The organism is Aquipuribacter nitratireducens (assembly GCF_037860835.1).
Taxonomy (GTDB): Bacteria; Actinomycetota; Actinomycetes; order Actinomycetales; family JBBAYJ01; genus Aquipuribacter; species Aquipuribacter nitratireducens.
The window spans coordinates 76406-96863 of record NZ_JBBEOG010000009.1; the positions used below are offsets into that span (position 1 = coordinate 76406).

At 75.4% G+C, this 20458-nt stretch carries 21 protein-coding genes; 6 read left to right on the forward strand and 15 right to left on the reverse strand.

Annotated features, from left to right (window positions below; translation table 11 throughout):
* Positions 1-47: 47 nt before the first annotated feature.
* From WAB14_RS15310 to WAB14_RS15320, 3 genes are read right to left on the reverse strand one after another with little or no spacing between them, the layout of a single operon-like run.
* Positions 48-557 carry a VOC family protein gene (locus WAB14_RS15310; RefSeq protein ID WP_340271075.1) on the reverse strand — a complete coding sequence of 170 codons (510 nt, stop codon included), beginning with the start codon at positions 555-557 and terminating at the stop codon, positions 48-50.
* The gene (locus WAB14_RS15315) at positions 554-1306 is read right to left on the reverse strand and encodes a hypothetical protein (protein ID WP_340271076.1); all 753 of its coding nucleotides are present in this window, start codon (positions 1304-1306) and stop codon (positions 554-556) included. The genes WAB14_RS15310 and WAB14_RS15315 overlap by 4 nt, the downstream gene beginning before the upstream one ends.
* A complete protein-coding gene (locus tag WAB14_RS15320; protein ID WP_340271077.1) occupies positions 1303-1488 on the reverse strand; it encodes a hypothetical protein in 186 nt (61 codons plus the stop codon). The genes WAB14_RS15315 and WAB14_RS15320 overlap by 4 nt, the downstream gene beginning before the upstream one ends.
* 133 nt (positions 1489-1621) lie before the next feature.
* On the opposite strand from WAB14_RS15320, the gene WAB14_RS15325 reads away from it, so the two are divergent.
* On the forward strand, positions 1622-4399 hold the full coding sequence (locus WAB14_RS15325) for a helix-turn-helix transcriptional regulator (protein WP_340271079.1): 2778 nt from the start codon (positions 1622-1624) through the stop codon (positions 4397-4399).
* A gap of 36 nt (positions 4400-4435) precedes the next feature.
* Here WAB14_RS15325 and WAB14_RS15330 read toward each other — a convergent pair whose 3' ends face one another.
* The 4 genes from WAB14_RS15330 to WAB14_RS15345 form a co-directional block, all read right to left on the reverse strand.
* Positions 4436-5365 (reverse strand): 4-(cytidine 5'-diphospho)-2-C-methyl-D-erythritol kinase, encoded by a 930-nt coding sequence (locus tag WAB14_RS15330; RefSeq protein ID WP_340271081.1) that lies wholly within the window; start codon positions 5363-5365, stop codon positions 4436-4438.
* A 56-nt stretch (positions 5366-5421) separates the two neighbouring features.
* Positions 5422-6300 (reverse strand): 16S rRNA (adenine(1518)-N(6)/adenine(1519)-N(6))-dimethyltransferase RsmA, encoded by an 879-nt coding sequence (rsmA, locus tag WAB14_RS15335; RefSeq protein ID WP_340271083.1) that lies wholly within the window; start codon positions 6298-6300, stop codon positions 5422-5424.
* 57 nt (positions 6301-6357) lie between these two features.
* Positions 6358-7623 (reverse strand): ubiquitin-like domain-containing protein, encoded by a 1266-nt coding sequence (locus WAB14_RS15340; RefSeq protein WP_340271084.1) that lies wholly within the window; start codon positions 7621-7623, stop codon positions 6358-6360.
* A gap of 188 nt (positions 7624-7811) precedes the next feature.
* On the reverse strand, positions 7812-8714 hold the full coding sequence (locus tag WAB14_RS15345; protein ID WP_377002895.1) for a TatD family hydrolase: 903 nt from the start codon (positions 8712-8714) through the stop codon (positions 7812-7814).
* Between the two features lie 49 nt (positions 8715-8763).
* Between WAB14_RS15345 and WAB14_RS15350 the strand changes: the two genes are divergently transcribed.
* Positions 8764-9813 carry an alpha-hydroxy acid oxidase gene (locus WAB14_RS15350; protein ID WP_340271085.1) on the forward strand — a complete coding sequence of 350 codons (1050 nt, stop codon included), beginning with the start codon at positions 8764-8766 and terminating at the stop codon, positions 9811-9813.
* A 9-nt stretch (positions 9814-9822) separates the two neighbouring features.
* Here WAB14_RS15350 and WAB14_RS15355 read toward each other — a convergent pair whose 3' ends face one another.
* From WAB14_RS15355 to metG, 3 genes are read right to left on the reverse strand one after another with little or no spacing between them, the layout of a single operon-like run.
* Positions 9823-10221: a type II toxin-antitoxin system VapC family toxin gene (locus WAB14_RS15355; protein ID WP_340271086.1), complete on the reverse strand. Its 399-nt coding sequence runs from the start codon at positions 10219-10221 to the stop codon at positions 9823-9825.
* Positions 10218-10466, reverse strand: coding sequence for a FitA-like ribbon-helix-helix domain-containing protein (locus WAB14_RS15360; RefSeq protein ID WP_340271088.1), 249 nt, complete (start codon positions 10464-10466; stop codon positions 10218-10220). Before WAB14_RS15360 ends, WAB14_RS15355 begins: the two co-directional genes overlap by 4 nt.
* A gap of 39 nt (positions 10467-10505) precedes the next feature.
* On the reverse strand, positions 10506-12305 hold the full coding sequence (metG, locus tag WAB14_RS15365) for a methionine--tRNA ligase (RefSeq protein ID WP_340271090.1): 1800 nt from the start codon (positions 12303-12305) through the stop codon (positions 10506-10508).
* A gap of 23 nt (positions 12306-12328) precedes the next feature.
* Here metG and WAB14_RS15370 point away from each other — a divergent pair, with 23 nt between their 5' ends.
* Positions 12329-12874 (forward strand): VanZ family protein, encoded by a 546-nt coding sequence (locus WAB14_RS15370; RefSeq protein ID WP_340271092.1) that lies wholly within the window; start codon positions 12329-12331, stop codon positions 12872-12874.
* On the opposite strand, the gene WAB14_RS15375 is transcribed toward WAB14_RS15370, so the two are convergent.
* The 3 genes from WAB14_RS15375 to rsmI all read right to left on the reverse strand — a co-directional run bounded on the left by WAB14_RS15375 (position 12825) and on the right by rsmI (position 16038).
* Positions 12825-13877: a GGDEF domain-containing protein gene (locus WAB14_RS15375; protein ID WP_340271094.1), complete on the reverse strand. Its 1053-nt coding sequence runs from the start codon at positions 13875-13877 to the stop codon at positions 12825-12827. The genes WAB14_RS15370 and WAB14_RS15375 overlap by 50 nt on opposite strands.
* A gap of 67 nt (positions 13878-13944) precedes the next feature.
* Positions 13945-15150 carry an aminotransferase class I/II-fold pyridoxal phosphate-dependent enzyme gene (locus WAB14_RS15380; RefSeq protein ID WP_340271095.1) on the reverse strand — a complete coding sequence of 402 codons (1206 nt, stop codon included), beginning with the start codon at positions 15148-15150 and terminating at the stop codon, positions 13945-13947.
* A gap of 18 nt (positions 15151-15168) precedes the next feature.
* Complete coding sequence (gene rsmI, locus WAB14_RS15385; RefSeq protein WP_340271097.1) at positions 15169-16038, reverse strand: 16S rRNA (cytidine(1402)-2'-O)-methyltransferase; 870 nt, start codon at positions 16036-16038, stop codon at positions 15169-15171.
* 33 nt (positions 16039-16071) lie between these two features.
* On the opposite strand from rsmI, the gene WAB14_RS15390 reads away from it, so the two are divergent.
* Entirely contained in the window at positions 16072-17742 is a 1671-nt protein-coding gene (locus tag WAB14_RS15390; RefSeq protein WP_340271099.1) for a dolichyl-phosphate-mannose--protein mannosyltransferase, read from the forward strand.
* A gap of 7 nt (positions 17743-17749) precedes the next feature.
* Here WAB14_RS15390 and WAB14_RS15395 read toward each other — a convergent pair whose 3' ends face one another.
* Positions 17750-18193: a hypothetical protein gene (locus tag WAB14_RS15395; protein WP_340271100.1), complete on the reverse strand. Its 444-nt coding sequence runs from the start codon at positions 18191-18193 to the stop codon at positions 17750-17752.
* Positions 18194-18335: 142 nt separating this feature from the next.
* On the opposite strand from WAB14_RS15395, the gene WAB14_RS15400 reads away from it, so the two are divergent.
* Together WAB14_RS15400 and WAB14_RS15405 are read left to right on the forward strand one after the other, a co-directional pair.
* Positions 18336-18569: an SHOCT domain-containing protein gene (locus WAB14_RS15400; RefSeq protein ID WP_340271102.1), complete on the forward strand. Its 234-nt coding sequence runs from the start codon at positions 18336-18338 to the stop codon at positions 18567-18569.
* A gap of 40 nt (positions 18570-18609) precedes the next feature.
* The gene (locus tag WAB14_RS15405) at positions 18610-19440 is read left to right on the forward strand and encodes a DUF427 domain-containing protein (RefSeq protein ID WP_340271104.1); all 831 of its coding nucleotides are present in this window, start codon (positions 18610-18612) and stop codon (positions 19438-19440) included.
* Between the two features lie 85 nt (positions 19441-19525).
* Here the strand turns inward: WAB14_RS15405 and WAB14_RS15410 are convergent, their stop codons facing one another.
* Complete coding sequence (locus tag WAB14_RS15410) at positions 19526-20416, reverse strand: aldo/keto reductase (RefSeq protein ID WP_340271106.1); 891 nt, start codon at positions 20414-20416, stop codon at positions 19526-19528.
* Positions 20417-20458 lie beyond the last annotated feature (42 nt).

Consider the following 20458-nt stretch of genomic DNA (forward strand, 5'->3'; position numbering starts at 1 on the left):
CGGGGAGACGCTACGCGTTGCCACGCAGCCGCAGGAGCGGCCACCTCTCACACGGGCTCGGGACGTCGCGCCACCAGCTCGGCACCCACCAGCCCCGCCGCACGCGAGCGGATCTCTGAGTCGCTGTGCTCACGGCGTCGCAGGTCGGCGAGCGCCGTGGTGTACGGCTCCTTCGCCGAGTACCACTCGAGGGCGATGTCGTCCGGGTCCCGGGCGTTGAGGTGGTAGCCGAGACCGCCGTCCGTGACCGGCGTGTGCGGGACGCCGCACGCGACCAGCCTCGCCTCCCACGCCCTCAGCTCCGTGACATCGCGCACCGTGAATCCAAGGTGGTCGAGGCCCGGCCGCAGATGGCTGAAGCGGTCGCCCGGTCGCGGTTCGTGGCGCACGAGGCCGAGGGTGAGGCCACCGCGCCGGGCCATGCACACGAGACCCTGCTCGTGCTCGAGCACCACGACGAGCCCGACGACACCGCACCAGAAGGCTTCGCTCCTCGACAGATCGGTGACGGTCAGGCTGACGTGGTCCACGCCCCGCACCTCCGGGGCGGTGCTCACCATCTCTCCTCCCGGACGCCGAGGAGCGTGGCCCCGACCGCGGCGACGAGGAGCAGCTGCAGGGCCTGCACGACGTCGGTGAGGCGTCCGCTGGGGACGGCGAAGACCAGCACCGTGGTGACGGCGAGCGCTACGGGCAGTACTCGACCGACGCGGTCCGCCCGCCACAGCCCTACGCAGACTGCGAGCGTGCCGAGGCCGGCGAGCACCGTTCCCGCCGCCACCGGGCCGTAGAGCGGACCGATGTCGGCCCGCACCGTCTCGAGCAGCGTCGTGGCGGACCCCGAGAACGCAGGGTCACCGGCGTACCAGACGAGGACACCGAACGCGAAGGGTCCCGACGCCGCGAGCGGCGCGCCGACGAGTAGCAGGACAGCGCCACCGTCGACCCACGCTCGCCCTCGTCCGCGCACGAGCACGCACCCGGCGAGAGCGAACGCCGCGAGCGCGAGCGCGGTGAGGAGGCCGTCGACGACTCCACTCGCCCACACCGCCTCGCGGACGGGCACGAGCAGGCTGTGGTCGAAGGTGTTGCGCGGGGCGCCGGGCCGCCAGAGCAGGATGGCAGCGAGCCCGACGGCCGGCAGCGTCGCGCCGGCTGCGAGGAGCCGTCGGCGTGCACGCCCCCCGGGTGGCAGCGGTCGAGCACCCCGGACGGGGGCCCGGCGGGGCTGCCTCGAGGCGTTCGGCGGACCGGACTCCCCGCCGGGCGCGACCGGGGCGGGCGCTCGGTCCGGAGTCGCGGTCACGGCCGCCTCCCGTGCGTGCTGGGGGTCTCCGGACCGGACCGGAAGGCACGCGCGACGGCGCGCACGTCCAGCGGGGCGCCGAGGGCGAGGGCGGCGGGAGCGGCACCGGAGACGACGGCGCCGAGCAGCCGGACGCAGGTCCGGCGGGCGCGTTCCCGGCGGTCCCGGGAGGTCGAGGTCATGGTGGGTGGGGAGACGGTGTCCATGCGGAGACGTTCGCGCCGCGCACCGCCGCACCGCCTCGGGGAGATCCCCGGGCTCGGGCCGCCGCCGCGCTCCGCGACACCGTCGCCGCGACGGCGTAGCGTCCGCGCCGTGGGTGAGCGCCCGCTGCGGGTCGTGGGCCGCGAGGAGCAGCTGGCGGTGGTCGCGGACGTCGTCGACGCCGCCCGCTCGGGCCGCGCCGGGCTCGTGCGGGTGACCGGACAGCCCGGCGTCGGCAAGAGCACGTTCTTGCGGCTGGTCGAGGACGGCGCCCCCGACCTCCGCAGCCTGCGGGTCCGCGGGCTCCCGAGCGAGCAGGTGGTGGCCCACGCCGCGCTGCACGGACTGCTCCGGCCCGTGTCCGCTCTCCTGGCTCGCGTGCCGGAGTCGCAGCGGGCGGCGCTGGCCGCTGCGCTCGGCTGGGGTCCGCCTGCGGCGTCCGACGCGTTCCTCGTCGGGGCGGCGACCCTCACGCTGCTGGGCGCCGCTGCGGAGGAGCAGCCCGTGCTGCTGCTGGTCGACGACGCGCAGTGGCTCGACGACGAGTCGGCCGCCGCCGTCCGCTTCGCCGCCGAGCGGGCGCTGGAGGACCGCCTGGCTGTCGTCATGGCCGGACGGCCCGGCTGGGACGACCAGTGGCGCGGCGTCGGCGGTGCCACCCTCCGGCTCGAGGGGTTGTCCGTCGAGCAGGCCGCGGCGGCCCTGCCGGCCGACACGGCTCCCGGCGTCGTCGAGCGCCTCGTCGCCGCTGGTGGCGGCAACCCGCTCGCACTGCACGACGTCGTCGCGTCGCTCAGCGACGAGCAGCGTCAGGGCCTGTCGCCGCTGCCCGACCCGTTGCCGATCGGCGCCGACCTCGCGGCCGGCTACGGGGCCGCCTTCGACCGGCTCCCGGCCGGACCCCGTCTCGCCGCCGTCCTGCTCGCCCTCGCGGAGGGCGACGTTCCGGCGGTCGTCCGGTGCCTCGACGCGTTCCGTCTCGACGCCGACGCGGTCCTCGCCGCCTGCGAGGACGCCGACGTGCTCACGGGCGGTCCGCAGTGGGCCTTCCGGCATCCCCTGGTGCGTGAGGCCGTGCTCGCGCGCGCCGGCGCCTCGGAGCGCCGAACGGCACACGCGGCGCTCGCCGAGGCCGTCGACGTCGCCGCCGCGGGAGGCGCAGTCCGGCGGGCCTGGCACCTCGGCCGCGCCACGGTCCTGCCGTCCGAGCCCGTCGCGGCCGCCCTCGCCGACGCCGCGGAGGAGCTCGGACGACGCCGCGGCCACGCCTCCGCTGCCGCGACGTGGGAGCAGGCGGCCGCGCTGACGCCTGACCCGGCGGTCGCCGCCCGTCGTACGGCCGCGGCGGTCGAGGCCGCCTTCGCGGCCGGGGACTCGGCCGCGGTGGCACGTCTCGCAGGCAAGGCGCTCGGTGGTGCCGCGGACGAGGCGACGGCGGGACGCGTCCTGCTCACCCTCGGCACCCTCGAGGAGCTGCACGGGTCCGTGCCGCGGGCGGCCGACCTCCTCGACCGCGCGGCCGAGCGCGCGCGCGGGCGCGACAGGGCGTGGGCGCTGACGGCGCTCGCGCTCGTCCGGTTCCGGCTCGACGACTTGGACGCGCCGCGACGCTGCGCCGCTCGCCTGGCGGAGTGCGCCGACGGTGACGACCCGGTCGAGGGGCACCTGCTCCGCTTCCTCCGCGGCTTCGCGGCCGCGCTGGCGGGCGACGTCGTCGAGAGCCACGGGCTGCTATCGCGCGTGCTGGCAGAGCGGAACGAGCCAGCCCTCGCAGACGACCCACGACACTTCGGCGTCGTCGGGTACACGGCGAGCCTGCTCGGGATGGTGCCGGAGGTCCTGCCCGAGGCGGAACGACGCATCGCCGACGCGCGCAGGCGCGGTGCCGCGGGCGTGCTCGTGCCGATGCTCGCACTGACTGCAGCCGCCCACGCCCAGACCGGTGACCACCGGCGCGCGTACGCCTACGCCGGGGAGGCGGTCGAGCTCGCGACCCGGCTCGGCTTCGCGCCCGGCGTCCACGTGGCCGTGGAGATGCTGGCGTGGCAGGCAGCCAGTCGCGGCCTGCACGACGCCGCGCGGGATGCCCTGACGAGGGCCCGCGAGCTGTCCGACCGAGCGGGCACCAGCGCCGTGGCGGCCAACCAGGCGCTGGTCGCGGCGTACTGCGCGCTGTGTCGGGACGAGCCCGGTGAGGCGGTGGCCCTGCTCGAGGCGCGCCTCGAGGTCGACGGCGGCGTGGGTCCGCTCGGCGAGCCGCTCGGCGTCGCACCGATGCTCGTCGAGGCGTATCTCGTGCTCGGGCGCACACGGGAGGCGCGGGACCTCGCCCTGCGCCTCGATGCCGCCACCCCGCACCCCCGGACGCCCGCGCGGGAGGCCGACGTCGCGCGCACGCTGGCCCAGTTCGACATCGCGACCGGCGCGGACCCCTGCGCGCACCTCGACGCCGCCGAGGACGGGTGGCTGCGCGCGCAGGCGCCGTTCGAGGTCGCCCGGACCCGCCTGCTGCGCGGGCAGTGGCTGCGACGGCAGGGCCGCCGTCGGGAGGCACGGATCCCGCTCGAACGGGCGGTGCACCGACTCGGGGCGCTCGACCTGACGCTGTGGCTGCGGCGCGCGGAGCGCGAGCTCGCCGCCACGGGAGCGACGCGCGAGCGACGGGACGGTGGGACGCGTGAGCCGCTCACGGCTCAGGAGACCCAGGTCGCGCTGCACGTGGCGACGGGCCTCACCAACCGCGAGGTCGCGGCCGCCATGTTCCTCAGCGTCAAGACCGTCGAGTACCACCTCGGCAACGTGTTCCGGAAGCGGGGCTACCGGACCCGCGCCGAGCTGGCCGGCCGGTTCGAGGCGGACGGCACGCTCGACGCAGGTCTCGGGCCGTGACAGCGGGCCCCCGCTGAACGAGCCACCGAGGGCGGCTCACACGGCCCCGCGGACCCCGGTCTCGACGACCCGGCAGCCCGGCACGGGCGCGCTCGCGCGCAGGACCCGGCTGACGCCCGGTGCGTCGGCGAGCGCGACCGCGAGCTCCGCGGCGTGCTGTTCGTCCTCCGCGAGCACGGCGACGGTCGGGCCCGACCCGCTCACGAGGTAGCCGGTGGGTGCGGCGGCCGCGACGTACTCGAGGGTGTGGTCGAGCTCGGGCAGCAGCGACACGGCCGCGTGCTGCAGGTCGTTGTGCAGGCTCGCCCCGAGGGCCGCGGGGTCCCCGGAGCGCAGCGCCTGCATGAGCGGGTCGGACACGCGCGGCTCGACGACGGCCCGACCGCGCCGCAGCCGATCGAGCTCGCCGTACACGGCGGGGGTCGACAGCTCCTGCGACGACACGAGCAGCACCCAGCTCCAGCTGCCGCGGGACAGCGCCGGGGTCAGCCGGTCGCCGTGACCGAGACCGACCGCCGTGCCGCCGAGGAGGAGGAACGGCACGTCTGCGCCGATCTCCGCCCCCAGGTCGGCGAGCTGGTCGCGCGGCAGGTCGAGGCCCCACAGCGCGTCGCACGCGACGAGCGCGGCGGCGGCGTCCGCGGACCCGCCCGCCATGCCCCCGGCGACGGGGATCTGCTTGCGGATGTGGAGGTGCACGCCGAGGCCGGGCTCGTCGTCCGGGCCCGCCGTGCGCGCGACGGCCCGGGCGGCCCGCACGGCGAGGTTCGAGTGGTCCTCCGGCACGCGGGAGGCGTCGGTGCCGGTGACCTCGACGGTGAACGTCCCGCCGGGGGCGCGCGACGCCGTCACCTCGTCGAACAGCCCGACGGCCTGGAACACCGTCGCCAGCGGGTGGTAGCCGTCGTCCTCGGGCGCCCCGACCGCGAGGTGGAGGTTGACCTTCGCGGGGGCCCGTACGGTCACGGCGGATCGACTGCCCATCGGGGCCACGCTAGGGCCGAACGTGCGGGCTCGCGCCTTCAGCCGGTCGGGGTGCCCGGCACGGCGGCGAGCGCGGTCGCGACGGCGGCGAACGAGGCGACGTCGAGGGTCTCCGCCCGGGCGGCGGGGTCGACGCCGGCCGCCCGCAGGGCGGCCTCGGCCGCGGCGGCGGAGCCCGCGAGCCGGGCGAGGCTCTGCCGCAGCGTCTTGCGTCGCTGCGAGAACGCGGCGTCTACGACCATGAAGACCCGCTCGCGGACCACGTCCTCGCGCGTCTCCGCCTCGACCGGCGGGGCGTGGCGGACGAACCCGACGAGCCCGGAGTCGACCCGCGGCACCGGCCAGAAGACCGTCGGCGCGACGGAGCCGACCCGGCGCGCGGCGGCGTACCACGCGAGCTTCACCGACGGCACGCCGTACACGCGGCCGCCGGGCGCGGCGCACAGCCGGTCGGCGACCTCCGACTGCACCATGACGACCCCGCTGCGCAGCGACGGAAGCGCGTCCAGCGCGCCGAGCAGGATGGGGACGGCGACGTTGTACGGCAGGTTCGCGACGAGGTGGTCGGGGGCCGCCGGGAGCGTGAGGTCGGCGAGGCGGGTGGCGTCGCCGCGGACCACCTCGAGCCGGTCGGCGGCCCCGGGGACGTGGGCGGCGACCGTGGCCGGGAGGGCGTCGGCGAGCCGGTCGTCGAGCTCGACGGCGACCACGCGCGCGCCGCTCGACAGCAGCGGCACGGTGAGCGAGCCCAGCCCGGGCCCGACCTCGAGGACCGTGTCGCCGGGGCCCACCCCGGCGAGGCGGACGATGCGGGTGACCGTGCCGGGGTCGACGACGAAGTTCTGGCCCTTGCTCTTCGTCGGGGCGACGCCGAGGCGTTCGGCGAGAGCGCGCACGTCGACGGCCCCGAGCCCCACGAGGGGCCCGGGGCCGTCGGACGGCGCGGTGCTGCTCAGCGGGTGCTCAGCGGGTGCTCAGCTGAACAGCCGGGAGCCGCAGTGCGGCCACGGCGAAGCGCCGCGGGACGCGTACAGCATCTTGGCGCGGGCCGTCTGCTCCGATGCCGGGGCGTCGGAGGCCACACCGGACCCACCGACCGACTGCCACGTGCCGCGGTCGAACTGGTAGAGGCCGTGGTACAGCCCGTTGCTCGACACGATCGACGGGTTGCCGCCGGACTCGCACTGCGCGAGCGCCGCCCAGTTGAGGGAGTCGACGCTGCCGGAGGACGGCGCGGGCGGCGTCCCGCCGGAGGAGCCGCCGGAACCACCGGACGAGCCGCCGGACGAGGACCCGCCGGAGGACCCGCTGCTGCTGGCGCGGACCGGCTCGGGTGCCGGACGCTCCTTCGTGCCCTTCGCGACGACGCGGTCGACGGCCTCGGTCTCGACGACGCGCGCGACCTCCTTCTTCGACTCGACCTCGCCGTCGACCGTCGTGATGCGGTACGTCACGACCTCGGTGCCGTCGCGGCCCTCCTCGCGGACCTCGGACTCGCCCTCGTAGAGGTCGTCGTCCTCGACGGTGCGGCTGCCCGCCTCGATGACGACGGACTCGTCCTCGTCGTGGACGGTCACGCGGTTGACGGTGACGACCTGGCCCTCGACGAGCACGTCGGTCGGCTCGGCGTCCATGCGGTCCTGCGCGCGGACGGTCACGCCGACCTCCTGGAGGAGGTCCTGGACGGTCGGGGCGGGCGAGACGACCTCGAGGGTCTCGCCGTCGGCGACGACCGTGAGGTTCTTCGGCATGCTCATCGTGAGGGAGAGGCCCTCGCGGCCGATGCCGGCGGAGCGGGACGCCGACAGCCACGCGTCGCCGTGGCGGAGCCCCACGGCGGCGAGGGCGTCCTCGACGGTGAGCTCGGTCGTCCAGTACGTGCGCTCCTCACCGGTCGGGTCGGCGACGGTGAGCTGACGGGCGTAGCGGACGACGACCTCGTCGCCGTCGGCGACGGTCTCGTCGACGGCGGGCGAGACGAGGTCCCGGGAGCCGACCTCGACGCCGGCGGCGTCGAGCACGTCGGACACCTCGCTGCCGAGGATGCGGACCTGCTGGGCCTCGCCGTCGACCGACAGGGTGACGGTGCGGTCGAGGACCGACCAGCCGGCGACCCCGGCGACGAGGAGGGTGAGGACGGCGGCCTGGGCCGCGGCGACGACGCGCGAGCGGCGCGTGACGACGCCGATGACGGGCCGGACACGGCCGGCGAGGCGCGAGGGAAGGGAGCTGAAGGTCAAGGCGATCCACCTGTGAGAGCTGCCCGGGTACCGACGGCACGCGCGCAGGGGGGTTCCTGCCCGGCGTGCGGGGTGACGAGGACGTCGTCGAGAGAGGGGTCGGATCCGGCTACCAGCGGCGACCGTAACCGATTCGTGACCTACGACGAAATCCCTGCCCGCCGGCTGTGAGACATCCCACATCGCGGCTACCAGGTCCCGAAGACCGTCTCGGCGGTCGAGGTGAGGGCGGCGCACAGCTCGTCGAGGTCGTCGCCGCGTACGTCGGCCATCGCGCGGACGGTGTGCGGGAGCAGGTAGGACGCGTTCGGTCGACCGCGGTGCGGGTGGGGGGTGAGGAACGGCGCGTCGGTCTCGACGAGGAGCAGCTCGCGCGGCAGGACGGCGCACGCCTCGCGCAGCGTGGCGGCGTTGCGGAAGGTGAGGACGCCGGCGAACGAGCAGTACCAGCCGTGCTCGGCGGCGGTGCGGGCGAGGGCGGCGTCGCCGGAGAAGCAGTGGAAGACGACGCGGTCGGGGGCGCCCTCGGCGAGCAGCACCCGGACGACGTCGTCGTGGGCGTCGCGGTCGTGGACCTGCAGGGCGAGGCCGGTGCGCTTCGCGAGGGCGATGTGCCGGCGGAAGCTCTCCTCCTGCTGCGCCCGGCCCTCGGGGCCGGTGCGGACGTGGTCGAGCCCGGTCTCCCCCACGACGCGCATCCGCGGGTGGTCGAGGAGGCTCTCGATCTCCGCGAGCGCCGCGTCGAGCCCGGCCGCGTCGAGGCGGGCGGCCTCGTTCGGGTGGATCGCGACCCCGCCGAGCAGCGGGAGGGTGCCGTCCGGGCCCGGCCGCTGGGCGTCGAGCAGCTCCCGCGTCCACCGCGCCGCCTCGAGGTCGCACCCGATCTGGACCGCCCGCGGGACCCCCGCGGTGGCGGCGAGGGCGAGGAGGTCGTCGACGGAACGGTCCTCCGCGTCGGCGATGTCGAGGTGCGTGTGGCTGTCCGGCACCGGGACGTCCAGCGGCTCGGGTGCGGGCGGGGCGCTGCGGTCGCGCGGGCGGCCGTCGACCTCGGTGGTGGAGCTGCGGGAGCGGATCGGGCGAAGCGGCACGCCCGCGACGGTAGCCGCGGGAGCATGTGGCGGTGGAGGACGGGACCTGATGCTGCCGCTGCTGGTCGAGCACGTCGCCGCAGCGCGGGAGCGCCTGCCGGAGGCGGTGTTCCGCTACTTCGCGGGCGGGTCGGGCGACGAGCTGTCCCTCGGTGAGGCCGCGGACGCGTGGCGCTCCTACCGGCTGCTGCCGCACGTGCTGCGCGACGTCCGCCGTGTCGACCTCACGACCCGGCTGCTCGGTGAGGTCTACGTCTCGCCCGTCGGTGTGGCGCCCTCGGGGTTCCAGGGGCTCGCGCACCCCGACGGCGAGCTCGCGAGCGGCGGGGCCGCAGGGGCGGCCGGGCACCCCTTCGTGCTGTCGACCCGGTCGTCGCACCGCCTCGAGGCCGTCGCGGCCGCGGTGGGCGGGCCGTGGTGGTTCCAGGTGTACGTCATGCGGGACCGCTCCCTCACCGAGGCGCTCGTCCGGCGGGCGGCTGCGGCGGGCGCCCGCGCTCTCGTCCTCACCGGCGACACCCCCGTCGTCGGGCGGAAGCGGCACCTCACGGGCACGCGCATCGACCTGCCGGACGACGCGTTCCTCGTCAACCTCGCCGAGCACATGGGCGAGCGACCGGACCGTGCCGCCGCTGAGCAGGACCCAGGTGTCACGCTCGAGTACGTCGGGCGACTCGCCGAGGTGAGCGGCCTCCCGGTGCTCGTCAAGGGGGTGCTGCGGGCCGACGACGCCCTCGCGTGCCTCGACGCGGGGGCCGCCGGCGTCGTCGTGTCGACGCACGGCGGCCGCCAGCTCGACCGCGCCCTGCCGAGCGCGCTCGCGCTGCCGGCGGTGGCCCGGGCGGTGGGCGAGCGGGGGACTGTCCTCGTCGACGGCGGGATCGGTGACGGCCTCGACTGCCTGGTCGCGCTCGCGCTCGGCGCGGACGCCGTGCTGCTGGGCCGACCCGTCGTGTGGGCGCTCGCGGCGGGCGGCCGTGAGGCCGTCGGCGGGGCGCTGGCGGCCGTGCACGACGACCTCGCGCACGCGATGGCGCTCGCGGGGGCCGCGTCCCTCGGTGCGGTCGACGACTCGCTGGTGGCCCGTCCTCACGGCTGAGGCGGCTCCCTACGACCCAGGTGGCACGAGGAACTCGCACCGTGGCCCGCTGGCGCGCGCGAGCCGCCGGTCGGCGGTGGCGAGCGGCACCCCGAGCCGCTCCGCGACGGCGACGTACGCGGCGTCGGCCACCGAGACGGTGCGGCGGAGTTCCCACACCCGGGGAGCGAGCGTGGCGAACGGCACGACCGAGGCGGGGATCGTCCACGCCGTCGCGACGAGTGCCGAGCCTGCGGCGTCGGTGACGGACCCGTCGAGGACCGCCCGCCGCAGGGCGCGGGTCACCTCGACGAGCATGACGTCTGGCACAACCGCCTCACCTCGGAGCACCCCGGCGGCCCAGGCGCCGGTCTCGCCCTCGTCGAGCAGGGCGGCGAGGACGACGGAGGCGTCGACGACGAGCGTCACTCCCGGCCGTCGTCGTCGCGTCCCGCGTGCACCAGGGCGACGACCTCCTCCGCCGACAGGCGCAGCCCGGCCGACCGGGCCAGCTCCCGGGCCTCACGGACCCACTCCTCGAGGTCCGGCGCGGCGGCGGTGCGCACGAGGAGCGCCTTGAGGAACTCCTGGAGCGACTGACCGTTCCGGCGGGCGCGGGCGGCGAGCTCGTCCCGCGCGTCAGGCGGGACGTCGCGGATCGTGATCGACGGCATGCATGCAGAGTACCTGCACGCATGCATTCTGCAGGTGCATCAGCTGCCCGCGCGCAGGCGCTCCAGCTCGGTCTCCACCACCGAGTCGTCGAGCTTGGTGAAGACCGGGGTCGGCTTCGCGACCGGCGTGCCCGGCTCGACCGGCACCCGGTGCCACGTGCCCCGCATCGACGTGTAGTCGCCGGTCAGGACGGGGTACGGCGCGCCGCCGTCGAGGTTGTCGACCTCGCGCAGCTCGGGCATGGGCGCGAACACGCCGGTGCGGCCGAAGGTCTCGTGGACCTGCTGCGCCGAGTGCGGCAGGAACGGCGCGAGGAGGGTGTTGCAGTCGCTCACGCACTGCGCGGCGACGTGGAGGATCGTCCGCATCCGCTCGGGGTCCGACGTCGTGAGCTTGAACGGCGCGGTCTCGGAGATGTAGGCGTTGACCTCGCCGACCGTCCGCATCGCCTCGGCGAGGGCGGCCTTCTGCCGGTGGGTGCGCAGCAGCTCCCCGACCGTGCCGAAGGCCGCCTCGACGGTGTCGAGCAGCGCGGTGTCGACGGGCTCGAACGCCCCCGCCTCGGGGATCGCGCCGACGTTCTTCGCGATGAGGCTCGCGGTGCGGTTGACTAGGTTGCCCCAGCCGGCGACGAGCTCGGTGTTGGTGCGGCGGACGAACTCCGCCCACGTGAAGTCCGCGTCGGCGGTCTCCGGGCCGGCCGCGCAGATGAAGTAGCGCAGGGCGTCCGGCTGGTAGCGCTCGAGGACGTCGCGGACGTAGATGACGACGCCGCGCGAGGAGCTGAACTGCCTGCCCTCCATCGTGAGGAACTCGCTCGAGACGACTTCCGTCGGCAGCTGCAGGTCGCCGAACGGCCCCTGCTCGCCGCCGCGGGAGCCGCGACCGTCGTGGGCGAGCAGCTCCGCGGGCCAGATCTGGGAGTGGAACGTGATGTTGTCCTTGCCCATGAAGTAGTACGACAGCGCCTCGGGGTCGTTCCACCACTCCCGCCACCGCTCGGGGTCGCCGAGGCGCCGCGCCCACTCCACCGACGCCGACAGGTAGCCGACGACGGCGTCGAACCACACGTAGATCCGCTTGTTCGGGTTGTCCTCCCAGCCCTCGAGCGGGACACGGATGCCCCAGTCGAGGTCGCGCGTGATCGCACGCGGGCGGACGTCGTCGAGGAGGTTGAGGCTGAAGCGGATGACGTTGGGCCGCCACGCGCCGGTCGCCTCGACCCCGTGCAGCCACTCCCCCAGGGCCTCGGCGAGCGCGGGCAGGTCGAGGAACAGGTGCTCGGTCTCGACGAACTCCGGCACCTCGCCGTCGATGCGGCTGCGCGGGCCGATGAGGTCCTGCGGGTCGAGCTGGTTGCCGCAGTTGTCGCACTGGTCGCCGCGCGCGGAGTCGTAGCCGCAGATCGGGCACGTGCCCTCGATGTAGCGGTCGGGCAGGGTTCGCCCGGTCCGGGGGCTCACGGCCCCCATCTGCGTCTGCGCGACGATGTAGCCGTTGGCGTGCACCGCCCGGAACAGCGCCTGGACGACCTGGTGGTGGTTGCGGGTGCTCGTGCGCGTGAAGAGGTCGTACGACAGCCCGAGCGCCTGCAGGTCCTCCGCGATGACGCGGTTGTAGCGGTCGGCGAGCGCCTGCGGGCTCACGCCCTCCTTCTCGGCCTGCACGAGGATCGGGGTCCCGTGCTCGTCGGTGCCGGAGACCATGAGGACGTCGTGACCCGCCATGCGCATGTACCGGCTGAACACGTCGGAGGGGACGCCGAAGCCGGCGACGTGGCCGATGTGGCGGGGCCCGTTGGCGTACGGCCAGGCCACCGCGGAGAGCACGTGGGTCATGGGCCTGAGCCTAGGGTGACGACGTGGAGGCCCTGACGGTGGCGGTGCGCCCCGTCGGGCGCTTCCTCGGCGACCACCCGGCGGTCCTCCCGGTCGTCGTCGGGCTGCTGCTGCTCGCCGCACTCGCCGCGCCGGCGCTCGGCAGGCGCCTGGGCACCGGACGCGTCGTCGCCGCGGCCCTCGTCCTCGCCGTCGGGGTGCCGCTCGCCCTCACTCTGCTGCCGGCGCCGGGCCACGCGCCGGAGACCGTCGGCACGTGCCTGCCGCCACGGCCGGTGTCGGAGTGGGGCCGGGGCGGCGAGGAGCTCGCGAACCTCCTCCTGCTCGTCCCGCTCGGTGCCCTGCTGAGCGGGGTGCTGCGCGGTCGGCGTCGGGCGGTCGCCGTGGCGGTCGCCGCCCTCGCCCCGCTCGGCGTCGAGGCCGTGCAGCTGGCGCTGCCGGCGCTCGGCCGGACGTGCGAGACGACGGACGTGCTCCTCAACTGCGCCGGGCTGGCGCTCGGCGCCTCCCTCGGCCTCGTCAGCCGACGCGGGTCCGGTCGCCGCCCGACCGCTTCGCCGCGTACATGAGCCGGTCGGCCTCGTCGATCGTCCGCAGCAGCCACGCCCGCTGCTCGTCGGGCGCCACGGGCGGGGTGCCGCAGACGGCGCCGACGCTCGCGCTCGCGCGCTCCCCGTCAGCCACGTCGACGGCGGCCGCGGCGCGGGCCCGGTCGGCGACGAGCGCCGTCGGCACGCCGGTCGAGGGCGCGAGGACGAGGAACTCCTCCCCGCCCAGGCGCGTGACGAGCACCGGCTGACCGCAGACGTCGCCGTCGCCGATGCCGCCGAGCGCCCGCGTGACGGCGACGAGGACGTCGTCGCCGACGGCGTGCCCGTGCGTGTCGTTGAGGAGCTTGAACCCGTCGAGGTCGAGCACCACGACGACGAGCGGGACCTGGAGCGCGCAGAGGTCGGCCGCGGCCTCGAAGAGCCCGCGGCGGTTGAGCGCCCCGGTGAGGGCGTCGGTGCGGGCGAGGCGGTGCTCGCGGGCGCGGGCGGCGTCGAGCTGCCAGCGAAGCCTGGTGACGGCCGTGGCGGGGGCGGCGACCCCGGCGACGACCGCGACGACGCTCGCGACGACCTGGACGGGGGTCGCGGCGACGTAGGCGACGCACACGACCGCGGCGGCGCTCGACAGGGCCACCTGGCGCACGACCTGCCGCCGGCTCAGCCGGACGGCGGCCACCACGCACAGCGCCGACAGGAACAGCGGGACGACGAGCGCCATCTCCGGCTGCGAGCCCGCGAGGGCCCCGGCCACGGCCGCGACGGTGAAGGCGGCGAGCGCGCCGGGCAGGTGCCGGTCCGGCCTCGCCCCGCCGACGAGGAGCAGGACCGCGCCCACGCTGAAGGCACCGGCGCACGCGACGGCGAGGGCGAGCCCGACGCCGGGGCGGTGCTGGCCGGGCAGCAGCCACGCGAACGTGGTGGGCCACAGCACGAGGACGAGGACGAGCAGCACCCGCATGACGGGGTCGGGGGAGCCCGCCCACGGCCACCAGGACCACGGGCGACGCGAGGGGCCGCTCACGCGGCCACTGTGCCACTGCCCGTAGTGATCCGTCAGCGTTCCGTCAACGTTCTCACCGTTCGGTCCATCAGCCACCGAGCAGCGGGAGCCCCTTGCGCAGCTGCCGGACGGCCTGCCCGATGCGGTGCTCGTTCTCGATGAGGGCGAACCGGACGTGGCCGTCCCCGTCGGGCCCGAACCCGACCCCCGGGGACACCGCGACGTCGCAGTCGGTGACGAGCCGGGTCGCGAAGGCGACCGAGCCCTCGTCGCGGTAGGCCGGGGGGACCGGCGCCCACACGAACATCGACCCGCGCGGTCGGGGCACGTCCCAGCCGATCCGGGCGAGACCGTCGCACAGCGCGTCGCGTCGCGCGCGGTAGACGTCGCTCACGTGCTGCGGGTACTCCCCCGCGTCCGTCAGCGTCACGGTCGCCGCGATCTGGACCGGCTGGAAGCTGCCGTAGTCGAGGTAGCTCTTGAGCTTCGCGAGGGCGGCGACGACGTCGGCCCGGCCGCAGAGGAACGCGACCCGCCAGCCGGCCATGGAGAACGACTTCGTCATGGAGTACAGCTCGACGGCGACGTCGGTCCCGCCGTCGCACGCGAGGATCGACGGCGGGCGCCAGCCGTCGAAGGCGACGTCGGCGTAGGCGAAGTCGTGGACGAGGACGACGTCCTTGTCGCGCGCCCAGTCGACGAGGCGCTGGAGGTCGTCGGCCTCGACGACCGCGCCCGTCGGGTTGTGGGGGAAGGACAGGACGACGACGCGCGGGCGGGGCCAGCCGTGCTCCCACTGCGCCATGACGTTGTCGACGTACGCGCGGCCGTGGAGGAACGGGTCGGCGGCGTCCGGGGCGCCCATCGCGACCTGGCGGACGTCGCCGCCGGCGAGGTAGGGGCCCCAGATGTGGATGGGGTAGCTCGGCTGCGGCACGAGCGCGGCGTCGCCGGGCTGCAGGAGCACCCACATGAGGTGGCTGAAGCCCTCCTTCGCCCCGATGGTGCTGATCACCTGCGTCTCGGGGTCGAGGGCGACGCCGAACTGCTCGGCGTAGCGGCGGGCGACGGCCTGCCGCAGCCGCGGCAGCCCACGGCTGGAGGAGTAGCGGTGGTTGCGGGGGTTGTGCGCCGCCTCGGCGAGCTTCGCGACGGCGACGTCGGGGCTCGGGATGTCGGGGTTGCCGAAGCCGAGGTCGACGACGTCGCGGCCCTCACGCCGGGCCTGCTGCTTGAGCCCGTCGATGATCGTGAAGACGTACGGGGGCAGCCCGCCGATGCGCCGGAACTCCATCGCCCGAGCCTAGTGAGGTCAGGTGCGGCGGGCCGCGAGCACGGCGTCGTACAGCGCGTTCTTGCGGACCCCGCGCAGGGCGGCGACCTCGGCGACGGCGTCCTTGAGGCGCAGACCCGCGGCCTCCCGCTCGGCGACCTCCCCGACCAGGTCGGCGGGCTCCGCGGTCGCGCTCGGCGACGCGCCCGCGAGGACGACGGTGACCTCGCCGAGCACGGTGGCGCCGCCGGCCCACGCGGCGAGCTCGGCGAGGCTGCCGCGCCGGACCTCCTCGTACGTCTTCGTCAGCTCCCGGCACACGGCGGCCGCGCGGTCGTCACCGAGGACCTCCGCGGCGTGGGCGAGCATCTCCGCGAGCCGGTGGGGCGCCTCGAAGAGCACGACCGTGCGGGGCTCGGCCACGAGCGCGGCGAGCGCCCGCGCCCGCTCCCCCCGCCGCCGGGGCAGGAAGCCGTCGAAGGCGAAGCGGTCCGTCGGCAGGCCGGACACGGCGAGGGCGGCGAGGACCGCGGACGGGCCGGGCAGGACGGTGACGGGCAGGTCGGCGTCGACCGCGGCGGCGACGACGCGGAAGCCGGGGTCGGACACCGTCGGCATGCCGGCGTCGGTGACGACGAGGACCGTCCGGCCGGCGCGCACCTCGTCCAGCAGGGCCTCGGCGCCGCCGCCGGAGCCGCCGGTCTCGTTGTGCTCGTGGTGGGCGACGACCCGGCCGCGCACCTCGACCCCGAGCGCGCCGGTCAGGCGCCGCAGCCGGCGGGTGTCCTCGGCGGCGACGACGTCGGCGTCCCCGAGCCAGCGGCGCAGGCGCGTGCTCGCGTCGTCGGGGTCGCCGATCGGGGTGGCGGCGACGAGGAGCCGACCGGCCGTCGTGTCCGCAGCAGCCACCTCGCGACCGTAGTGCGCCCGTAGCCTGTGCGCGTGAGCAGCACGTCGTCGGGGGGTCTCCTCGAACGCGCCCGGCCAGGGGCCGCGGCGTCGTCGCGCGGCGGCGCGGACGCCGTCCGGCAGCGCCTGCGGGAGCGCCTCGGTGTCGTCCACCCGGAGCCGGCGTGGTGGGCGTGGGTCGTCGCGGGTGTCATGGGTCTCGTCGCGGGGCTGCTGCGGTTCCCGGCGCTCGGCCGGCCCGCGTCCCTGGTGTTCGACGAGACGTACTACGTCAAGCAGGCGTACTCGATGATCCTCTTCGGGCACGAGATGCGGGTCCTGTCGGACCCGGAGCCGGTGCCGGAGGGCGAGGACGACACCTACGCCAACGACCTGTTCAACGCCGGCACCCTCGACGTCTTCGACCGCGGCAACCCCGACTTCGTCGTCCACCCGCCGCTCGGCAAGTGGATGATCGCCGCGGGGATGCGGCTGGACCCGGACGACACGTTCTTCTGGCGGCTGTCCGCCGCCGTCGTCGGCGTGCTCATGGTGATGACGCTCGTCCTCGTCGCGCGGGCCCTGTTCGGCTCGACGCTCCTCGGCGGCGTCGCCGGGCTGCTCCTCGCGGTCGACGGGCACCACATCGTCCACTCCCGCACGAGCCTCCTCGACATCTTCCTCGCCTTCTGGGTGCTCGTGGCCTTCGCGTTCCTCCTCGCCGACCGGTTCCGGTCGCGGGAGGTGCTCGCGCGGAAGGTCGCCGAGGTCGTCGCGTCGGGACGCCGCCTCGATCCCTACGGGCCGTGGCTCGGGTGGCGGCCGTTCCGGCTGCTCGCGGGGCTGTCGCTCGGGGCGGCGTGCGCGACGAAGTGGTCGGGGCTGTACGTGCTCGCGGCGTTCGGGATCCTCACGGTCCTGTGGGACGCCGGCGCCCGGCGGGCGGTCGGGGTGCCGCGGTGGTTCCGCGGGATGCTCCTGCGCGACTCGTGGTTCGCGTTCCTCGCGATGGTGCCGGTCGCGCTCGTCACGTACGTCGTGTCGTGGACCGGCTGGTTCCTCGCGCCGGACTCCTACGACCGGCAGTGGGCGGTGGAGAACCCCGACCAGGCGACGCCGTGGCTGCCGCCGGCGCTGGCGAGCCTGTGGCACTACCACGTGAGCGCGTACGACTTCCACCGCTCGATCAACGTGGTGGACAACACCCACCCCTACATGGCGAACCCGTGGTCGTGGCTCGTCATGGGCCGCCCGACGTCCTTCTACTACCAGGGCCAGGACGACGGCGTGACCGGCTGCGGCGTCGACGCGTGCACCCAGGCCGTGACGTCGGTCGGCAACCCCGTCGTGTGGTGGGGCGGGACCATCGCCGTCGTCGTGTGCGTCGTCGCGTGGGCGCTGCACCGCGACTGGCGGGCGGGCGCGGCGGTCCTCGGGCTCGCGGCCAGCTACCTGCCGTGGTTCGCGTTCCAGGACCGCACGATCTTCACGTTCTACGCCGTCGCCTTCGAGCCGTTCCTCGTCCTGTGCCTCGTGTACGCGCTCGGGCTGCTGCTGGGACCGGCGACCGCCTCTCCGGAGCGGCGGCTGTGGGGGGCGGTCGGGGCGGGCTCCGTCGTCGTCGCCGCTGTCGCGTGCCTCGTGTTCTTCTACCCGGTGTGGACGGCGGAGGTCATCACGACGGCCGAGTGGCGGCTGCGGATGTGGTGGCCGAGCTGGGTGTGACGACTCGCTAGTCGAGCGCCCACGTGAACAGCGGCTGGCCCCAGGGCGACAGCCAGAACGCGGAGTGGGCAGCGGCCAGCACGACCACCGTGACGCCGACGACGAGGTCGGCGCGGCCGCTGTGGCCCCTGCGCTGCCACAGGCCGAGGACGGTGACGACCCCGATGAGCGCCACGACTGGCCACCCGAACAGCAACGACAGGAGACCGGCCGTGCGGACGAGGGCGCCCGTCGGGCCGCTCGTGCTCGGCCACAGGTCCTTCGGGTCGTAGGCGCCGTTCGCGACCTCCCCCAGCGGGACGCGGTGCAGCCCGTTGGCGGAATACGGCACGAGCACACCGGCGACGACCGTGCCGACGACGAGCAGGACGAGTGCGAGGCCGACCGTGTACGTGCGCCACGTCGGGCGCCAGTCCGCAGGTGGCACCTCCGCGTACATCGACAACGGCACGTCGCCAGCGTGACACGGCGGCGGCCCCGCGGGGGCGGATCGCGCGAGAGCGAGGACCTAGGTCCCGCCCCGGGACGCCTGGGCGGGCGTCTCATGGAGGAGCCGGGACCGGCAGCCCGCCGGCCGGGCACCGGAGGTCGTCATGATGTGGTGGAACGGCTGGTCGCCGTGGTGGATGGGCGGCGGGATGCTGCTGGGGCTCGTCGTGCTCGCGCTGGTCACGTGGCTGCTGGTGGCGACGTTCCGCTCGCCGCCACGCGGGCGGGGCGGCGGCCCGGACGCCCGTGAGCTGCTCGACCGGCGTCTCGCGAACGGCGAGCTCAGCGTCGAGGAGTGGACGCGGGCCAGGGACGCGCTCGACTCCCGGACGCCGTGAGAGGCGGAAGGCCGGTGCGGTCCGCGGCGTTGCCGCGTGCATGGCACTGACCTTCCCGCCCGGCCCGCTGTCCCGTGAGCCCGGGACCACCAACTACACGGTCAGCGGCCCCGCCGGTCGCATCCTCCTGCAGCCGTCCGCCAAGCGGGTCCGGGTCGTCGTGGCGTCGCCCGACGGGCCGCGGACCGTCGTCGACACGACCCGTGCCGTGCTGCTGCACGAGACGGGCCACCTGCCGCGCTACTACGTGCCGGTCGACGACGTCGACGACTCCGTGACGCGGCCGAGCCCGACGGCGTCTCGCTGCCCGTACAAGGGCGAGGCGTCGTACACGTCGGTGGAGGTGGGTGGCCGGACGGTCGAGGACCTGTTCTTCCGCTACCCGGAGCCGCCCGAGCAGCTCGCCGAGCTCGCCGGTCTCGTCGGGCTGTACCTCGAGAAGCTCGACGAGGCGGCCGGCGACGCGGTGTACGAGGAGGAGCACGCGCTGCTCGGGCACCCGCACGACCCGTTCCACCGGGTCGACGCGCTGCCCTCGAGCCGGCACGTGCGCGTCCTGTGGGAGCGGGACGGGGCCGAGGAGCCCGTCGTCCTCGCCGAGACGACCTCGCCGGTCGGGGTGTTCGAGACCTCGTTGCCGCCGCGCTGGTACGTGCCCGCGGCCGACGTCCGGACCGAGCTGCTCCGAGACTCCGCGACGACCACCGTCTGCCCGTACAAGGGGGTCGCGACGTACCGCTCGCTCGTCGACGGCCCCGCCGACGTCGCGTGGGCCTACGACGAGCCGCTGCCGGAGGCGCTGCCGCTGCCCGGGCACCTGTGCTTCATGGGCGAGGGGATCGTGACGGAGGTCGACGGGCAGCGCGTGTAGGGGTCGCCGCACCGGCCGGGGAACCGTCATGCGGATGCGGGACCACCTCTCGGCGTGACCCGTCACCGTCTGGTAGCAGAGGCCCTCAGAGTCCCGCAGGCATGGCGAGGAACGGCGAGGCGTAGCCGTCGACCGCGTCGAGCACCCGCTCGGCGTCCTCGAGGGGCATCCGGTCGGCCTCGGCGGCGAGGACCGCGGGCAGGAGGCGGACGTCGCCGGGTGACGCGAGCCCGGTCGGGCCGTGCTGGGCGAGCACCCACGACACCGCGGCCCGGATCTGCTCGGTGTCGCTCAGCGGCTCGTACCACGTGCCGAACTGCTGGTCGCCGAGCTCGGCGCCGCCGGGGACGTCGGGCCAGTTGCGACGTGCCGCGGTCTTGATGGTGAGGAGACCGACGTCCTGCCGCTCCACCTCCGCGACCAGCGCCGCCCAGTCGTCGCGGAAGGTCGGGTCGCGCCAGAGGACGGCGTTGAGCGGGGTGAGGACCGTGGCGAACGGGTGGCGTCGCAGCGCCTCGAGGTGGGTGGCGGCGGCGCGGTAGCCGTGGCCGGTGATCCCGACCGCCCCGACGAGTCCCTCGTCCTGCGCCCGCACGGCGGCCTCGAGCGCGCTGCCGGGGCCGGTGGCGCGGTCGAGCTCGTCGAAGTCACCGACGGCGTGGAGCTGGAGGAGGTCGACCCGGTCGGTCTGCAGCCGCTCGAGCGAGTCGTTGATCTGCCGCCACGCGGCGTCGCGGTCACGCAGACCGGTCTTGGTCGCGAGGAACACCCGGTCCCGGACGTCGGCCATGAGGGCGCCGAGCCGCAGCTCGGCGTCGCCGTAGTCGGCGGCGACGTCGAGGTGGTTGACGCCGGCGTCGAGCGCACGGGTCACGGCGTCGTCGGCCGTCGCCTGGTCGACGCTGCCGAGCGCCGCGGCGCCGAACACGATGACGGAGCTGTGGTGCTCGAGCCGGCCGAGCCTGCGGGTCTCCATGGGACGGGTCTACACCCGGTCCCGCGGATGTGCTCGGTCTGC